Below are 16,625 nucleotides of genomic sequence, written 5' to 3'. Positions count from 1 at the left end.
AGGCTCAGCAGCAGCGGAAACCCTGTCGCGGGTCCGACTCCTGGCGGTCCGTCCGCATCCGCTCGAACGCCCTGCGGGAGGGCACGGCCGCCGCCGGATACTCCTTGCGCACGTGCGCCACATGCCGCTCGTACGCCGACTCGTCCGTCAACTCCCGTACGTACCACCGCACTCCGCGCCAGGCCCGGCGCAGCGCCCCGGTCATGGCGCGCCCGCCTTCGCGCGCTCGTGGGCGGCGAGTTCCGCCTTCTCCTCCGGCGTGGCGAACAGGCCCGCGGGCGCGACCGTCGTGGACTCCACGAACGGCGTCTCGCGCAGGCGCGAGGACAGCGGATCGCGGATGTGCCGCAGGCAGACGCGGCCCGCGTCCGCGATCACCACGACGACCAGGATGGCGAGGGCCGCCGAAAGGACGCCGTCCACGGTGGAGTTGGTGACGACGGTGTGCATGTCGTCCATCGACTTGGCGGGCGGCAGGACCCTTCCGTCGTCGATGGCGTCCTGGTAGACCGAGCGCTGCTTGAAGAAGCCCACGCGCGGGTCGCTGGAGAACACCTTCTGCCAGCTCGCGGTCAGCGTCACCGCCGCGTCCCAGGCGAGCGGAACGGCCGTGACCCAGGCCCACTTCAGGCGCCCCGACTTCACCAGGAGGGTGGTGCAGACGGCGAGGGCGACGGCGGCCAGGAGCTGGTTGGCGATGCCGAAGATCGGGAAGAGCTGGTTGATGCCGCCGAGCGGCTCGTGGACGCCGACCCACAGGAAGTAGCCCCACATGCCGGTCACCACGGCGCTGGTCACCACCAGGCCGGGCTTCCAGCTGACGTTCTTGAAGGGCTTGTAGACGTTGCCCAGCATGTCCTGGAGCATGAACCGGCCCACCCGCGTGCCCGCGTCCAGGGCGGTGAGGATGAACAGCGCCTCGAACATGATCGCGAAGTGATACCAGAACGCCCGCAGCGAGTCCCCGGTGACCTTGGAGAAGATCTCGGAGACGCCGACCGCGAGCGTGGGCGCGCCGCCCGTGCGCGAGAGCAGCGAGCTCTCCTCCACGTTCTTGGCGGCCTGCGCCAGGTCCTCGGGGGAGATGGAGTAGCCGAAGCCCGCGACCGCGCGCGAGGCCTCCTGGACGGTGTCGCCGACGACGCCCGCGGGCGCGTTCATCGCGAAGTACAGTCCGGGGTCGATGATGCTCGCCGCGACCAGGGCCATGATCGCCACGGATGACTCCATCAGCATGGAGCCGTAGCCGATCATCCGGATCTGCGTCTCCTTCTGGATCATCTTCGGCGTCGTACCGGAGGAGATCAGGGAGTGGAAGCCGGAGAGCGCCCCGCACGCGATGGTGATGAACACGAACGGGAACAGCGAGCCCGCGAAGACCGGCCCGTCGCCGCGCGAGGCGAAGTCGGTCACCGGGTCCATCTTGAGCGTCGGCAGGGAGACGATGACGCCGAGCGCGAGCAGCGCGATCGTGCCGATCTTCATGAACGTGGACAGGTAGTCGCGCGGGGCGAGCAGCATCCACACCGGCAGGATCGAGGCGATGAAGCCGTACGCCACCAGCCAGACGACGAGCGTGGAGGGCGCGAGCGTGAACGCCTCCGCCCAGGAGGACTCCGCGACCCAGCGCCCGGCGACGAGTGCGAGCAGCAGCAGCGCGATGCCGATCAGCGAGACCTCGCTGACCCGGCCGGGGCGCAGGACGCGCAGGTAGAAGCCCATGAGCAGGGCGATCGGGATCGTCATCGCGATGGAGAAGGTGCCCCAGGGCGACTCGGCGAGGGCGTTCACGATGACGAGCGCGAGCACGCCAAGGAGAATGATCATGATGGCGAAGGTGGCGAGCAGCGCGGCGGCCCCGCCGAAGGGCCCGATCTCGTCCCGCGCCATCTGCCCGAGCGACCTGCCGTCGCGGCGCGTGGAGAAGAACAGGACCACCATGTCCTGCACGGCGCCCGCGAAGATCACCCCCGCGATGATCCAGATCGTGCCCGGCAGATAGCCCATCTGGGCGGCGAGCACCGGTCCTACCAGGGGCCCGGCGCCCGCGATCGCCGCGAAGTGGTGGCCGAGCAGCACCCGCCGGTCGGTCGGGTGGTAGTCCACGCCGTTGTCGAGCCGCTCGGCGGGCGTGGCCCTGCGCTTGTCGACGCGCAGGACCTTGTGCGCGATGAACTTCGCGTAGAAGCGGTAGGCGATGGCGTACGAGCCGAGGGCGGCGGCCACCATCCAGGCGGCCGACACCTCCTCGTCCCGGGAGAGCGCGAGCACGGTCCAGCCCGCGGCGCCCACCAGCGCGACGAGCGTCCAGAGGGCGAGGGTCTTGGGGGTCGCTGTGCGCACGGGCCGTCCTCCCGTTCACGTTCTGCGGTGACGGGAGGACGGTAGGGCAGTTACGTGATCCGCGCTACGGTGCGAACGCCGGTATCCGCGCGGGGCGGGGGAGTTTCGCGGCGGCGCGGGGGCCCGGGCGGCGCTGGGGGTTCCCGGCGCGCCGTCAGTCCTGCGGCCGCTTCAGGCGCGCCACGAACTTGTAGCGGTCGCCCCGGTAGACCGAGCGCACCCACTCCACCGGCTGGCCCCCGCCGTCCAGGGAGTGCCGCGACAGCATCAGCATCGGCAGGCCCACGTCGGTGCCGAGCAGGCCCGCCTCGCGCGGGGTCGCGAGGGACGTCTCGATGGTCTCCTCGGCCTCGGCGAGGTGGACGTCGTAGACCTCGGCGAGCGCCGTGTACAGGGACGTGTACTTCACCAGGGAGCGTCGGAGCGCGGGGAAGCGCTTGGCCGACAGGTGCGTGGTCTCGATGGCCATCGGCTCGCCGCTGGCCAGGCGCAGGCGCTCGATGCGCAGCACGCGCCCCCCGGCGACGATGTCGAGCAGCCCGGCCAGGGTGTCGTCGGCGGTGATGTACCCGATGTCCAGGAGCTGGGACGTCGGCTCCAGGCCCTGGGCCTTCATGTCCTCGGTGTACGAGGTGAGTTGGAGCGCCTGGGACACCTTCGGCTTGGCCACGAAGGTGCCCTTGCCCTGGATCCGCTCCAGGCGGCCCTCGACGACCAGTTCCTGCAGGGCCTGGCGCACCGTCGTGCGCGAGGTGTCGAACTCGGCGGCCAGCGTGCGCTCGGGCGGGACCGGGGTGCCGGGCGGCAGGGTCTCGGTCATGTCGAGCAAGTGCCGCTTCAGGCGGTAGTACTTGGGCACGCGGGCGGGGCGGACGGACTTGCCGGGGCCGGTGCCGGCCACGGTACCGTCGGCTGTCGTGAGGGCGGGGGCGGTCGTACTCGCGGATGCCGTCGCCGGGGTGCCCACCCCGGCCTTGGTGCTGTCCGCCTCTGTGCCCATGCTCCGCCTTCCCGGCTCCTGTGCTGCTGTCACCGGCTCCTGTGCTGCTGCCGTCACCGGCTCCTCCGTCTGTCGCGGCTCACATCGTGGCACGGCCCGGTCCGAGGTAGCTGTGCTCGCTCAGGTGTCGGTCCGGTAACGGACGCGACTGCCCTTCTTATACACCCTTGACACCCCAAAAGGTCTAGGCCAAGCTCCCCCGTACTGGTCTACACCATTAAAGACCAGGTCCAGTCCCACGGGCAGTACTTTCGGTCCTCTTGGTCGCTGCGGGTGGGGGGTTGGCTGGCTGGCATCCAAAGGAGGATGACGTGAAGCGCAGGCTCATAGCGGCTATCGGTGTCGCGGGCATGTTGGTCTCGGTCGCGGCGTGTGGCAGCGACGACAAGGACGACAAGAAGTCCGGGGCGGACGGCTTCAAGGGCGAGACGCTGACGCTCTGGGCGATGGACGGCTCGACGCCGGACCAGTGGACCAAGGACGTCACGGCCGCCTTCGAGAAGAAGACCGGCGCGAAGCTGAAGCTCGAGGTCCAGGACTGGAACGGCATCCAGCAGAAGCTGACGGCCGCCCTCTCGGAGGAGAACCCGCCGGACGTCTTCGAGATCGGCAACACCCAGACGGCGGCCTACGCCAAGTCCGGCGGCCTCGCCGACCTGAGCGACCTCAAGGAGTCGATCGGCTCCGACTGGACCGAGTCGGTCAACAAGTCCACGATCGTCGACGGCAAGCAGTACGCCGCCCCGTGGTTCGTCCTGAACCGCGTCGTTCTCTACAACAAGAAGATCTGGGCCGACGCGGGCATCAAGAAGACGCCCAAGACCCGTGACGAGTTCTACGCCGATCTGAAGAAGATCGGCGAGAAGACCGACGCGGAGCCGATCTACATGCCGGGCCAGAACTGGTACCACTTCGTGGGCCTCGTCATCGGCGAGGGCGGCGAGCTGGTCAAGAAGGACGGCGACAAGTACGTCTCCAACCTCGACGACCCGAAGGTCGTCAAGGCCGTGGAGACGTACAAGAAGTTCCAGGCCCTGTCGAAGGCGCCGAAGAACAAGGACGAGGCCACCCCGCAGCAGGCCGAGGTCTTCGCCAAGGGCAAGACCGGCGCGTTCATCGGCATGAGCTGGGAGGCCGCCACGGCCATCAAGGCGAGCAAGGGTGGCAAGATCGAGAAGGACATCGGCTACTTCACGATCCCGGGCGCCACGGCCGACAAGCCCGAGGGCGTCTTCCTCGGCGGCTCCAACCTCGCCGTCGCGGCCACCAGCAAGAAGCAGGAGCTCGCCAAGGAGTTCCTGAAGATCGCGATGTCCGACAAGTTCGAGGGCCAGCTCGCCAAGGAAGGCGGCGTGATCCCGAACAAGAAGGCCCTGGAGTCCAACCTCAAGGGCAACGTGGCCGCCGAGGCCATGGCCCCGGCCACCGCCGGCGGCGGCATCACCCCGCTGATCCCGGAGTGGGGCGCCGTCGAGAACGAGCCCAACCCGATCAAGAGCTATCTGACCGCGGTCATGAACGGCGATTCGCCCGCCGACGCCGCCAAGAAGGTCGAGGGCGAGTTCAACAAGCGCCTGTCGCAGAAGCAGTAAGGAAGCGCCCCGCCGGGGGCGGTGACAACAGGGTCGTGCCCGCGACCCCCGCCTCGCCGTCCCCGGCGCATTCCTGTGTGACGTGCCGATGAGAGAGATGGCGAGCATGACCGTACAGACCGAACGGCCGCCCTCCGGCCCGCCGGAGGTAGTGAAGTCGGGCGGCGGGCGCACCGGGGCCCCGCGCACGCCCCGCGTCAGGATCGGGGCCCTGGGGCCCTATCTGCTGCTGCTTCCCGCGCTCGTGGCCACCCTGGTGTTCCTGGGCTGGCCGCTGGTGAACAACGGGATCCTGTCGTTCCAGAACCTCAACATGAGACAGGTCATCCTGCATCTCACCGAGTGGAACGGCGGCGACAACTACAAGGAGGTCCTCCAGAGCGAGGACTTCTGGCGCGTCACCGGGCGGTCGATCGCCTTCACCGCGATCAACGTCGTCCTCATCATGGTGCTCGGCACCCTGATCGGCCTGCTGCTCGCCAAGCTCGGCACCAAGATGCGGCGGCTGCTGCTCTTCGGCCTCGTCCTCGCCTGGGCCATGCCCGTCGTCGCGGGCACCACCGTCTACCAGTGGCTGTTCGCCCAGCGCTACGGCGTCGTCAACTGGGTGCTCGCCAAGATCGGCTTCAGCTCGATGGCCGACTACGACTGGTTCGGCGGCCAGTACTCCACCTTCTTCGTGATCATCACGCTGATCGTGTGGATGTCGATCCCCTTCGTGGCGATCAACCTGTACGCCGCCACCACGACCATCCCCAAGGAGCTCTACGAGGCGGCCTCGCTCGACGGCGCCGGCGCCTTGAAGCAGTTCACCTCGGTGACCCTGCCGTTCCTGCGGCCCTTCCTCTACGCCACGACCTTCCTCGAGGTCATCTGGGTCTTCAAGGCCCTCGTCCAGGTCTACGCCATCAACCAGGGCGGCCCCGACCGGCTCACGGAGATCCTGCCCGTGTACGCCTACATCGAGGGCTCGGGCAACCAGCACTACGGCATGGGCTCCGCCATCGCCATGCTGACCATCATCATCATGCTCTTCCTGACCGCGTACCACCTGCGCATCGTGCTCAAGCAAGAGGAGGACGCGTGAAGCGCTCCTGGTTCGGCCGCACCTGGCCCAACGTCGTGGCCGTCGTCCTCTTCATCGGCCTGGTCTTCCCCGTCTACTGGATGTTCGCCACGGCCTTCAAGCCCACCGGCGACATCATCAGCGAGAACCCCGTCTGGATACCCCTCGACGGCACCTTCGAGCACTTCAAGACGGCCGTCGACGCCGACCACTTCTGGCAGATGGTCCGGAACTCGGTGACCGTCACCGTCCTCGCGGTCGTCTTCTCCCTCATCATCGCCCTGCTGTCGGCCTTCGCGCTCGCCCGCATGCGGTTCAAGGGCCGCCGGGGCTTCATCATCGGCTTCATGCTGGCCCAGATGGCGCCCTGGGAAGTCATGGTCATCTCGATCTACATGATCGTGCGCGACGCCGAGATGCTGAACAGCCTGGTGCCGCTGACGCTCTTCTACATGGTGATGATCCTGCCCTTCACGATCCTCACGCTGCGCGGCTTCGTCGCCGCCGTGCCCAAGGAGCTGGAGGAGTCGGCGATGGTCGACGGCTGCACCCGCATGCAGGCCTTCCGCCGCGTCATCCTGCCGCTGCTCGCCCCCGGCCTGATGTCCACCTCGCTCTTCGGCTTCATCACCGCCTGGAACGAGTTCCCCATCGCCCTCCTGGTCAACAAGGACCCGGAGTCCAAGACGCTGCCGACGTGGCTGTCGAGCTTCCAGACCGTCTACGGCGACGACTGGGGCGCCACCATGGCCGCGTCCACGATCTTCGCCATCCCGATCCTGCTCCTCTTCGTCTTCCTCCAGCGGCGCGCCGTCGCCGGTCTCACCGACGGTGCCGTGAAGGGATAACGCACACCCATGAGCACTACCGCATCCGCGCCGGACGCCCTGACGCGTGACGCCCTCACCGTCCTGCAGCCCGGCTTCGACGGGACCACCGCCCCCGACTGGCTGCTGCGCCGCGTGGGCGAGGGCCTCGCCGCCGTCGGTCTGTTCGGCCGCAACGTCCAGACGCCCGAGCAGGTGGCCGCGCTCACCGCCCAACTGCGGGCCGAGCGCGAGGACGTCATCGTCGCCATCGACGAGGAGAGCGGCGACGTCACCCGCCTCGAGGTGCGCACCGGGTCGTCCTTCCCGGGCAACCACGCCCTCGGCGCGGTCGACGACACCGGCCTCACCCGGGGCGTCGCCGCCGAGCTGGGCCGCCGCCTCGCCGACTGCGGGGTCACCTTCAACTGGGCGCCGTCCGCCGACGTCAACTCCGACCCCGACAACCCGGTCATCGGCGTCCGCTCCTTCGGCGCCGACCCGGACCTGGTGGCCCGGCACACCGCCGCCTACATCGAGGGCATGCAGTCCGCCGGGGTCGCCGCCTGCGCCAAGCACTTCCCCGGCCACGGCGACACCGCCGTCGACTCGCACCACGCCGTGCCGCACATCGGCGTCGACCGCGATGTCCTCGGCGCCCGTGAGCTCATCCCGTTCCGGGCCGCGATCGCCGCCGGTACGCGCGCCGTGATGAGCGCCCACATCAGCGTCCCGGCCCTCGACCCGGACCACCCGGCGACCCTGTCCCGGCGCATCCTCACCGACCTGCTCCGCGGCGAGCTCGGCTTCGACGGCCTGATCGTCACCGACGGCATCGAGATGCAGGCCATCTCCTCGACGTACGGCATCGAGCGCGGCACCGTCCTCGCCATCGCCGCGGGCTGCGACGCGATCTGTGTGGGCGGCGGCCTCAACGACGACCTCACCGTGCGGCGCCTTCGCGACGCCCTGGTCGCGGCGGTCCGCGCGGGCGAGCTGCCCGAGGAGCGGCTCGCCGACGCGGCCGCCCGCGTGCGGGCCCTGGCGCGCTGGTCCTCGACGACCGGCGCCGCCGCGCGCGCGGGTGGCGCGGCGGACACCGACATCGGCCTGCGCGCGGCCCGCCGGGCCCTGACGGTCACCCACGGCGAGACCTTCACGGGCCCCCTCACGGACGCCCCTTACGTCGCCGCCTTCACCCCGGTGGCCAACATCGCCGTCGGCGACGAGACCCCGTGGGGCGTCGCCGCCGAACTCACCCGCCGCCTGCCCGGCACCGAGACGGCCTCCTTCACCGGCGAGGGGGCGGGCGAGCGGGCCCTCGCCGCCGCGGGCGGGCGCCGCGTCGTCGCCGTGGTCCGCGACCTGCACCGCCACCCCTGGATGGCGGCGGCCGTGGACCACCTCATCGCCGCCCGCCCCGACACGGCCGTCGTCGAGATGGGCGTCCCGCAGGCGAAGCCGACGGGCGCGCCGCACATCGCCACCCACGGCGCCGCCCGCGTCTGCGGCGTCGCCGCGGCGGAGGCCCTCACCGGAGCCTGACGGGTCCGCGGACACGACGAAGGGGCGCCCCAGATCCCTGGGGCGCCCCTTCGCGTACCGCCGACGCGGCCCTGCGGCTTACAGGCCCTGCCAGGACGGCTTGTTCGCGTACGTGTGCCGGAAGTAGTCCGCCAGCTTCAGCTTGGACGCGGCGGCCTCGTCCACCACGACCGTCGCGTGCGGGTGCAGCTGCAGCGCCGAGGCGGGGACGATCGACGCCACCGGGCCCTCGACCGTGGCCGCCACCGCGTCCGCCTTGCCCTCGCCGGTCGCGAGCAGCACCAGGTGCCGGGCCTCCAGGATCGTCCCGATGCCCTGGGTGATCACGTGGTGCGGCACCTGGTCGATGTCACCGTCGAAGAACCGCGCGTTGTCCACCCGGGTCTGCTCGGTGAGGGTCTTGATGCGCGTCCGCGAGGCCAGCGACGAGCACGGCTCGTTGAACCCGATGTGCCCGTCCGTGCCGATGCCCAGGAGCTGGAGGTCCACGCCGCCCGCCGCGGCCAGCGCCCGGTCGTACGCCTCACAGGCGCCCTGCACGTCCTCGGCGCTGCCGTCAGGCCCCATGAAGGAGTCCTCGCTCAGCCCGAGCGGCTCGACGACCTCGCGCAGCACCACCGAGCGATACGACTCCGGGTGGCCCACCGGCAGCCCGACGTACTCGTCGAGCTGGCAGATCCGCGCCCGCGACACCTCCACGTCACCGGCGCGGACCTTGGCGGCCAGCGCCTCGTAGATGGGCAGCGGGGTCGAACCGGTGGCGACACCGAGCAGGGCGTCGGCCTTGCGGCGCACCAGGGCGGCCATGGCCTCCGCGATGAGCTCGCCGCCTGCCTTGGCGTCCGGGACGATGACAACTTCCACGCTGGGCCTGCCGATCTGGAGAAGGAGATGAAGAGGGCTGGGGAAGGGCTGGGGGTGAGCCGGAGGCGGTGACCTCCAACGCGGTGTGGTATAGACCAATCTAGCAGAGCTGGCCCACCCTGACGCAGCCCTCTCGCCCTCCATGCTCCCGACTCCATCGCTGTCCCGCCCGCCGGGAACTCACCTCCTGGCCCCGTCCCCGAAACGGGCCCCGCACCCAAGCCGCCCCCACCCGGCCGTCCCACCCAAGCCCCGCTCGAGTCGCCCCACCGGAGCGCCCCCCTGGGCGCCCGGGGTCGTCATAGCCGTTTGTTGTAGAACGGGCGCTCTAGTCCGGGAGCCAGCACAGTGGTAACCATGACCGTGACCTCGTCCTCCCCGTTCAGCGAACAGCCCGGTCGCATCATGTCCCGGGAGATGGCCGAGCAGCCCGATGTGCTGCGGCGCCTCCTCGACGCCGGTGCGCCCCAGATCCGCCGGACCGCCGAACAGGTCGCCGCGGCCCGCCCCCGCTTCGTGCTGCTCACCGCGCGCGGCACCTCCGACCACGCCGCCCTCTACGCCAAGTACCTCCTCGAAGTCCGCCTCGGCCTGCCCTGCGGGCTGACCTCCATGTCCACGACGACGGCCTACGGCGCCAAGCCCGACCTGCGGGACGTCCTGGTCATCACGGTGAGCCAGTCCGGCGGCTCACCGGACCTCGTGGCCTCCACCCAGGCCGCCCGCGAGGCCGGCGCCCTGACCGTCGCGGTCACCAACAACCCGGATTCGCCCCTCGCCGCCGTCTCCGAGCACCACATCGACATCCTCGCGGGGCCCGAGAAGGCGCTCCCCGCCACGAAGACGTACACCGCCTCCCTCCTCGCCCTCTACCTCTTCGTCGAGGGCCTGCGCGGGGGCGACGCCGCCGAGGCGCGGCCGCTGCCCGAGCTGGCCGCCGGGCTCCTCGCCCGCCAGGAGGAGATCCGGACGCTCGCCGCCCGCTACCGCTTCGCCGAGCGCATGGTGATCACCTCCCGTGGCTACGGCTACCCCACCGCCAAGGAAGCCGCCCTGAAGCTGATGGAGACCAGCTACATCCCCGCCCTCGCCTACTCCGGCGCCGACCTGCTGCACGGCCCCCTCGCCATGGTCGACAACATTTCGCCGGTCATCGCCGTGGTGACGGACGGCAGGGGAGGGGAGGCGCTCCAGCCCGTGCTCGACCGGCTGCGCGGCCGGGGCGCCGACCTCGTCGTCATCGGACCCAAGGCGCAGGTCGAGCAGGCCTCCGCCGGTTTCGTCCTGCCGACGGAGGAGGTGACGGAGGAGCTCCAGCCGATCCTGGAGATCATCCCCCTTCAGCTCCTCGCCTATGAGGTCACCATCGCCCGGGGCCAGGACCCGGACGCGCCGAGGGCTCTGGCCAAGGTGACGGAGACGCGGTGACGCGTGGCGGTGGTGGCCCCAGCGCGGTGCCCTCAAGCGCGGCGCCCCCTAAGTGCGCCAGCCCCCAGCGCGGCACCCGCCCCAGCGCGGCAGCCCCGCCCCCTGGGGGGCTCGACCCTCCGGCGGTCGCGGCCCCTCAAGCCAGCGAACCCCCCGTCGCGTCGATCCACTGCCCCGTCACCCAGCGGCCGTCCGCCGAGGCGAGGAACGCGACCACGTCGGCTATGTCCTCCACCGTGCCGACCTTGCCGAGGGCCGACATCGCCGCCGCGCCCGCCCACGCCTCCTTGTTCTCCTCGCCGCGCAGCCAGGCGGCGTTGACGTCCGTGTCCACGATGCCCGGGGCGACCGCGTTGACCGTGATGCCGCGAGGGCCGAGGACCTTGGACAGATTGCGGGTGAAGACGTCCAGGGCGCCCTTCGTCATCGCGTACGTCAGAAGGTCGGGCAGGACCGCCGCGTGGGAGACCCCCGACGAGATGTTGATGACGCGGCCGCCGTCCCGCAGCCGCTCCGTGCCGAGCTGCGTGATGAAGTACGGCGCCTTGGCGTTCACGGCGAAGAGCCGGTCGAACTCCGCCTCGTCCGTGTCGGCGAACGGGCGCGACGTGCCGATCCCCGCGTTGTTCACCAGGATGTCGAGGCCGTCCGCGTGTGCGTCGAACGCCGTCCACAGCGCCTGCGCGTCCCCTGGCTTCCCGAGCTCCGCGCCGATCGCGAACGCCGAGCCGCCCGCCTGCTCGATCGCCGCCACCGTCTCCTTCGCGGCCGCCTCATTGCTGCCGTAGTGCACCGCGACCCGGGCGCCGTCCCTGCCGAGCCGTTCGGCGATGCCGCGCCCGATGCCCCTGCTGCCGCCCGTGACCAGCGCGGTCCTGCCCGCGAGCCGTCCCCCGGCCCCGGCTCCGGCCTCAGCAGCCCCCGTCGCGTCGGTCGCGTCCGTCGTGTCCACGGCATGTCCGTTCTGCGCACCCATGATCAGGCGCCCCCCATCTCTAGTGGTCGCTACAGAAAGACCGTACCCCGTCCGGCTCCCTCTTTTCTAGTGCCCGCTATAGAATTTTCGACATGGCGACGAAACAGCGAGGCAGACCCCGCTCCTTCGACCGCGAGACGGCGCTGGAAAAGGCGCTGCGCACGTTCTGGGAGCAGGGGTACGAGACGACGTCGGTGTCCGACCTCACGCGCGAACTGGGCATCGGCGCCCCGAGCCTGTACGCGGCCTTCGGCGACAAGCAGACGCTCTTCGGCGAGGTCCTGCAGCGCTACGCGGTCTCGTACGGAGCCTTCGGCGGCCGCGCCCTCGACGAGGAGCCGACGGCCCGCGCCGGGGTCGAGCGCATGCTGCGCGAGGCCGCCGTGCAGTACACGGACCCCTCGCACCCGCACGGCTGCCTCGTCATCCACGCGGCGGTCAACTGCGCGACGCCGGAGGTGGAGCAGTCCCTGCGCGACCGGCGCAACGCGAACATCGCCGGGCTCGAGCGCCGCATCCAGACGGACATCGACACCGGCGGCCTCCCGGCGGACACGGACGCCGGAGTGCTGGCGCGCTATGTGGGCGCCGTGCTGCAGGGCCTCTCCCAGCAGTCGCGGGACGGCGCCACCCGCGAGGAGCTGGAGGCGGTCGCCGCGATGTCGATGCGCGCCTGGCCCGAGGCCTGAGCCGACCGCGCGCCCCGCCGCGCGCGCCCCTTCCTGAGGCCCGGTCACAAACATGCCGCCAACGGATGGACAGGGGAGAATGGTCTAGTCCACAATGCGGGAGTAGAGCCCCGCTCTCCCCGCACAGGAGGGCGGACCGAGGAACCGGCGCTCTCTGCCCTGACCGCGTCGGCTTCTCCCGAATCGGCGGCCGCGTCCGCACAGTCCGGCCGCCGTGCACCAAAAGGGCTGCGGTGTTGGGGACGGGTTGAGGGTCCCGCCCTGGCGCCGCGGCCCGTCGGTGCCATCGGCGCCCCACGCGCGGGGGAGCGGCCCCTCGGGCCCGGCCCGGACCGCCAGGTACGCTCGCACACGTGCCCTCCATGAACGACCTCGTACGCCAGCACACGGCCCTCGGCGACTCCGACCTCGAGTGGCTGCACCTGCTGGTCTCGGAGTGGCAGCTGCTCTCCGACCTGTCCTTCGCCGACCTCGTGCTGTGGGTGCCCACGCGCGACGGCACCCGCTATGTCTCCGTGGCGCAGATGCGGCCCAACACCGGCCCCACCTCCTACCAGGACGACATGGTCGGCCACCTCGTCCCGCGCGGCCGCAGGCCCCTCCTGGACGCAGCGCTCGACGAGGGCCGCATCGTGCGCGAGGGCGACCCGGAGTGGCGCGAGGAGGTGCCGGTGCGCGTCGAGTCCATTCCCGTACGCAGGGAAGGGCGCGTCCTGGGAGTCATCGCCCGCAACACCAACCTCCTCACGGTGCGCACGCCCTCGCGCCTGGAGCTCACCTACCTCCAGTCGGCGTCCGACCTGGCGCAGATGATCGCCGCGGGCTCCTTCCCGTTCCCCGACCAGCAGGTCGACATGGACGCGTCCCCGCGCGTGGGGGACGGCCTGATCCGTCTCGACGCCGACGGCATCGTCCAGTACGCGTCGCCGAACGGCCTTTCCGCGTACCACCGCCTCGGTCTCGCCGCCGACCTCGTGGGCCACCACCTCGGCAAGGCGACCGCCGAACTCGCCCCGTCCCGGGGGCCGGTGGACGAGGCGCTGATCAAGCTCGCGAGCGGCTGGGCGCCGCGCGAGTTCGAGATCGAGGGCGGCGACGGGGTCATCCAGCTGCGCGCCATCCCGCTCAAGCCCAAGGGCCCGCGCATCGGTTCGCTCGTGCTCCTGCGCGACGTCACGGAACTGCGCCGCCGCGAGCGCGAGTTGATCACCAAGGACGCCACCATCCGGGAGATCCACCACCGGGTGAAGAACAACCTCCAGACGGTCGCCGCCCTGCTGCGCCTCCAGGCGCGCCGCATCGACTCGGTGTCGGGCCGCGAGGCGCTCGAAGAGGCCGTGCGCCGCGTCGGCTCCATCGCCATCGTCCACGAGACGCTCTCGCAGAACCTGGACGAGCGCGTGGAGTTCGACGACATCGCCGACCGGGTCCTCGCGATGGTCGCGGAGATCTCGCCGGGCAAGGTGACGGGCCGGCGCACGGGCCGCTTCGGCATTCTGGACGCCGAGGTCGCGACCCCGCTGTCGATGGTCCTCACGGAGATCCTGCAGAACGCCCTGGAGCACGGTTTCCGCGAGGGCGACACCGGCGTCGTCGAGGTGTCCGCCGTGCGGGGCGGCACCTCCAAGGAGGCCCGGCTGCTCATCACCGTCCAGGACGACGGCGTCGGTCTGCCCGAAGGGTTCGACCCGCACCGCGCGGGCAACCTGGGCCTGCAGATCGTGCGCACCCTCGTCGAGGGCGAGCTGGGCGGCACGTTCGACATGGTCCCGGCCCCGGAGCGGGGCACACGCGTCGTCCTCGACATCCCGGTGCGCGCCGACAAGTAGACAAGTCGCCGCGAGTGACGGTCAGGGGCGGTACGGGCCGACGCCCCCGCACCGCCGAGCCGCTACCGAGTCACTGCCACCGAGTCGCTCACGCAACGAAGTGCGACCCTTCACAGAGCGTGTACCCGGCGGGTCGTGGACACAGCAAGAAGCCCCGGACCGTGTCGGTCCGGGGCTTCTTGCTCACGTTGCGATGCGCACCGGGGGTACTGCGCGGCTGCGGCTCGGGGGCGGGGGTTGCGTACGCGCTGTACGCGCCGCCGGGCTCAGGCTCGTAAGGGGTATGGGCGTCAGGCGCTGGCCTGGCGCGCCCGGTTGCGGGCGGCGCGGCGCTTCATCGCGCGGCGCTCGTCCTCGCTGAGGCCACCCCAGACGCCGGAGTCCTGGCCGGACTCGAGCGCCCACTGCAGGCACTGCTCAATGACAGGGCAGCGACGGCAGACGGCCTTGGCTTCCTCGATCTGCAGCAGCGCAGGACCGGTGTTGCCGATGGGGAAGAACAGCTCGGGGTCTTCCTCGCGGCAAACGGCGTTGTGACGCCAGTCCATGGCTGCTACCTCTCCTTGGTCTTACATGAAGATTGCTTGTGAATGTGAACGCTTTCACGAATCCCTCCGCGCGGGAAGGGCCGACTCCCAGTTGCCTGGTGTGGACCTTGTGGTGAGAGGAGGGGTTCTGGCGATCTGTAGAGGCCGGTGTTGCGGGCCGTCCCGATCGCCATGTAGAGATTCGCAAACCTCGGCGGCGGATACAACCCCTTCTGGAAAGTTTTTTTTGATTCCTCGGTGTCGACTGAGTCACAGCCGTACTTCCATGGGGTGGATCCTGGCCTAAACGTTCGAGTGAAAGGACTTTAGGCCCTTCCACTCACACAATCACACGCAGTGCACGGCGTACGCCTGTGAACGTCACGCTCGTCCGCAGCCCCAGGTGGTCACCGTCCATCTGGAGGGGGAGGGGCACCTTCGAATGCAAGGTGAAGTCCGTCAGGTCGTGCAGCGCCACCGCGTTCTTTCCGTGGGGGCCCCGTTCGGGGGTCGAGCGCAGCAGCTGCGTGCCGTACCGGGCCACCGAAGCCGTCGAAAGGCGCTTGAGTCCAAGGACGTCGAGGCCGGTCTCGAAGGACGCCTTCGGAGACGCGTACAAGGGACGATTGCCCAGGTAGGACCAGGGGGAGGTGTTGCAGACTATCGACATCACCAGATCGGTGACCGGCTCCTCGCCCGCCCTCTCCAGGGTGATCGAACCGTGCCTGCGGTCGCTCTCGCCGAGGAACTGGCGTACCACCTGGCGCACGTAAAGGGCGTGCGTCGACTTCTTGCCACGTTCCCGGTGCTGCTCGACCCTGCCGACCACGCCCGCGTCGAATCCCAGCCCGGCGGCGAAGGTGAACCAGCGCGCCGGGACCGCCTCGTCCTCCGTGCCCGGCGTCCCCGAGACCCGGCCGAGGCTCACTGTCCGTTCACTGCCCTCACGCAGCGCGTCCAGGATGGCGCCGGTGGCCTCCACGGCGTCGTTCGGCAGCCCCAGGGCGCGCGCGAACACGTTGGTGGACCCCCCGGGGACGACGGCGAGGCGGGGCAGGTCCTCCGGAGAGGGGCCGTCGTGGAGCAGGCCGTTGACGACCTCGTTGACGGTGCCGTCGCCGCCGAGGGCCACGACCAGCTCGATGTCCGAGCTCTCCGCGGCCTGGCGGCCGAGGTCGCGGGCATGGCCGCGGTACTCCGTGGTGACGGCCTCGAGCTTCATCTCGCTCGCCAAGGCGTGGATCAGTACGTCACGCGTGCGCGCACTGGTGGTAGTAGCCGCCGGATTGACCACGAGGAGTGCACGCATGCGCAGCAGACTACCTAGGGGTAGCTAGCTGGCCCAGACCGAGGTCTCGCCCAGACGTCACGGACCGTGATCGCGCGTGCGGCTCCGGTGCCCGCGGCCGTCCCGGGGCCGGACCGGCGGCCCCCGTCGTGACGGGGCTCCCGCCGCCCGCCGCTACCCTCGAAGCGTGAGCACTGAGCCGAAGACCACCCCTGAAGCCCCGGACACCGGAGCGCGTCCCGGGCGCCTGACGGCCGCCGCGGCGCTCGCCGCGCTGGAGGGCCTCGCCCTCGTCGTCGGCGGTGCGTACATGCTCGTGATGGGTCTCGCGGGCGATCCCGACAACCCCCGCCAGGCCACGACCGGCGGCGTCACGCTGATCGTCCTCGCGCTGCTGCCGCTGCTCGCCGCGCGCGGGCTGCTGCGGCTGCGCCGCTGGGCGCGCGGGCCCGCGATCATCACGCAGATCATGGCGCTGCCGGTGGCCTGGCAGATGCTGCAGGCGGACAGCGCGATGATCCCGGGCGGCATCGCGCTCGCCGCCGTCGCGGTCGCCACGCTCGTCCTGCTCGTCAACCCCGCCTCGACCGAGGCCCTCGGCATCGGGGGCCCCGGCAACGTACAAGAAGGCGGCAAGTAGCACCTGGGTCGGCCACGCGGCATGTGAGCCGG

General features: G+C 70.6%; 15 protein-coding genes. 8 read left to right on the top strand and 7 right to left on the bottom strand.

Annotated features, from left to right (window positions below; all coding sequences use genetic code 11):
- Positions 1-4: 4 nt before the first annotated feature.
- From AC07A4_RS00760 to AC07A4_RS00750, 3 genes are all read right to left on the bottom strand, one after another.
- On the bottom strand, positions 5-205 hold the full coding sequence (locus AC07A4_RS00760; RefSeq protein ID WP_478591078.1) for a CstA-like transporter-associated (seleno)protein: 201 nt from the start codon (positions 203-205) through the stop codon (positions 5-7).
- Positions 202-2,343: a carbon starvation CstA family protein gene (locus AC07A4_RS00755; protein WP_478591075.1), complete on the bottom strand. Its 2,142-nt coding sequence runs from the start codon at positions 2,341-2,343 to the stop codon at positions 202-204. The genes AC07A4_RS00760 and AC07A4_RS00755 overlap by 4 nt, the downstream gene beginning before the upstream one ends.
- A 154-nt stretch (positions 2,344-2,497) precedes the next feature.
- A complete protein-coding gene (locus tag AC07A4_RS00750; RefSeq protein ID WP_478591072.1) occupies positions 2,498-3,343 on the bottom strand; it encodes a GntR family transcriptional regulator in 846 nt (281 codons plus the stop codon).
- A 311-nt stretch (positions 3,344-3,654) separates the two neighbouring features.
- Between AC07A4_RS00750 and AC07A4_RS00745 the strand changes: the two genes are divergently transcribed.
- The 4 genes from AC07A4_RS00745 (at position 3,655) to AC07A4_RS00730 (ending at position 8,352) form a co-directional block, all read left to right on the top strand.
- Positions 3,655-4,935, top strand: a complete 1,281-nt coding sequence (locus AC07A4_RS00745; protein WP_478591070.1) for an extracellular solute-binding protein — start codon at positions 3,655-3,657, stop codon at positions 4,933-4,935.
- 106 nt (positions 4,936-5,041) lie between these two features.
- On the top strand, positions 5,042-6,022 hold the full coding sequence (locus AC07A4_RS00740) for a carbohydrate ABC transporter permease (protein WP_478591067.1): 981 nt from the start codon (positions 5,042-5,044) through the stop codon (positions 6,020-6,022).
- The gene (locus AC07A4_RS00735) at positions 6,019-6,849 is read left to right on the top strand and encodes a carbohydrate ABC transporter permease (protein ID WP_478591064.1); all 831 of its coding nucleotides are present in this window, start codon (positions 6,019-6,021) and stop codon (positions 6,847-6,849) included. The genes AC07A4_RS00740 and AC07A4_RS00735 overlap by 4 nt, the downstream gene beginning before the upstream one ends.
- Positions 6,850-6,858: 9 nt before the next feature.
- A complete protein-coding gene (locus tag AC07A4_RS00730; protein ID WP_478591062.1) occupies positions 6,859-8,352 on the top strand; it encodes a glycoside hydrolase family 3 protein in 1,494 nt (497 codons plus the stop codon).
- 78 nt (positions 8,353-8,430) lie between these two features.
- Here the strand turns inward: AC07A4_RS00730 and nagB are convergent, their stop codons facing one another.
- Positions 8,431-9,216: a glucosamine-6-phosphate deaminase gene (nagB, locus tag AC07A4_RS00725; RefSeq protein ID WP_478591060.1), complete on the bottom strand. Its 786-nt coding sequence runs from the start codon at positions 9,214-9,216 to the stop codon at positions 8,431-8,433.
- Between the two features lie 357 nt (positions 9,217-9,573).
- Here nagB and AC07A4_RS00720 point away from each other — a divergent pair, with 357 nt between their 5' ends.
- Entirely contained in the window at positions 9,574-10,644 is a 1,071-nt protein-coding gene (locus AC07A4_RS00720; protein WP_478591057.1) for an SIS domain-containing protein, read from the top strand.
- 136 nt (positions 10,645-10,780) lie between these two features.
- Here AC07A4_RS00720 and AC07A4_RS00715 read toward each other — a convergent pair whose 3' ends face one another.
- Positions 10,781-11,620: an SDR family oxidoreductase gene (locus tag AC07A4_RS00715; protein WP_478591054.1), complete on the bottom strand. Its 840-nt coding sequence runs from the start codon at positions 11,618-11,620 to the stop codon at positions 10,781-10,783.
- Positions 11,621-11,712: 92 nt separating this feature from the next.
- On the opposite strand from AC07A4_RS00715, the gene AC07A4_RS00710 reads away from it, so the two are divergent.
- Positions 11,713-12,309, top strand: a complete 597-nt coding sequence (locus tag AC07A4_RS00710) for a TetR/AcrR family transcriptional regulator (RefSeq protein WP_478591052.1) — start codon at positions 11,713-11,715, stop codon at positions 12,307-12,309.
- A gap of 362 nt (positions 12,310-12,671) precedes the next feature.
- Positions 12,672-14,138: a sensor histidine kinase gene (locus AC07A4_RS00705; protein ID WP_478592814.1), complete on the top strand. Its 1,467-nt coding sequence runs from the start codon at positions 12,672-12,674 to the stop codon at positions 14,136-14,138.
- A gap of 290 nt (positions 14,139-14,428) precedes the next feature.
- Here the strand turns inward: AC07A4_RS00705 and AC07A4_RS00700 are convergent, their stop codons facing one another.
- On the bottom strand, positions 14,429-14,686 hold the full coding sequence (locus AC07A4_RS00700; RefSeq protein ID WP_003992873.1) for a WhiB family transcriptional regulator: 258 nt from the start codon (positions 14,684-14,686) through the stop codon (positions 14,429-14,431).
- Between the two features lie 319 nt (positions 14,687-15,005).
- Positions 15,006-15,974 (bottom strand): diacylglycerol/lipid kinase family protein, encoded by a 969-nt coding sequence (locus AC07A4_RS00695; RefSeq protein WP_478591049.1) that lies wholly within the window; start codon positions 15,972-15,974, stop codon positions 15,006-15,008.
- A 166-nt stretch (positions 15,975-16,140) separates the two neighbouring features.
- On the opposite strand from AC07A4_RS00695, the gene AC07A4_RS00690 reads away from it, so the two are divergent.
- Positions 16,141-16,593 carry a hypothetical protein gene (locus tag AC07A4_RS00690; protein ID WP_478591047.1) on the top strand — a complete coding sequence of 151 codons (453 nt, stop codon included), beginning with the start codon at positions 16,141-16,143 and terminating at the stop codon, positions 16,591-16,593.
- Positions 16,594-16,625: the final 32 nt, after the last annotated feature.

The organism is Streptomyces sp. NPDC043996 (assembly GCF_056435225.1).
The sequence above is the reverse complement of the archived record's forward strand: the minus strand, read 5'-3'. Positions and strand labels throughout refer to the sequence as shown.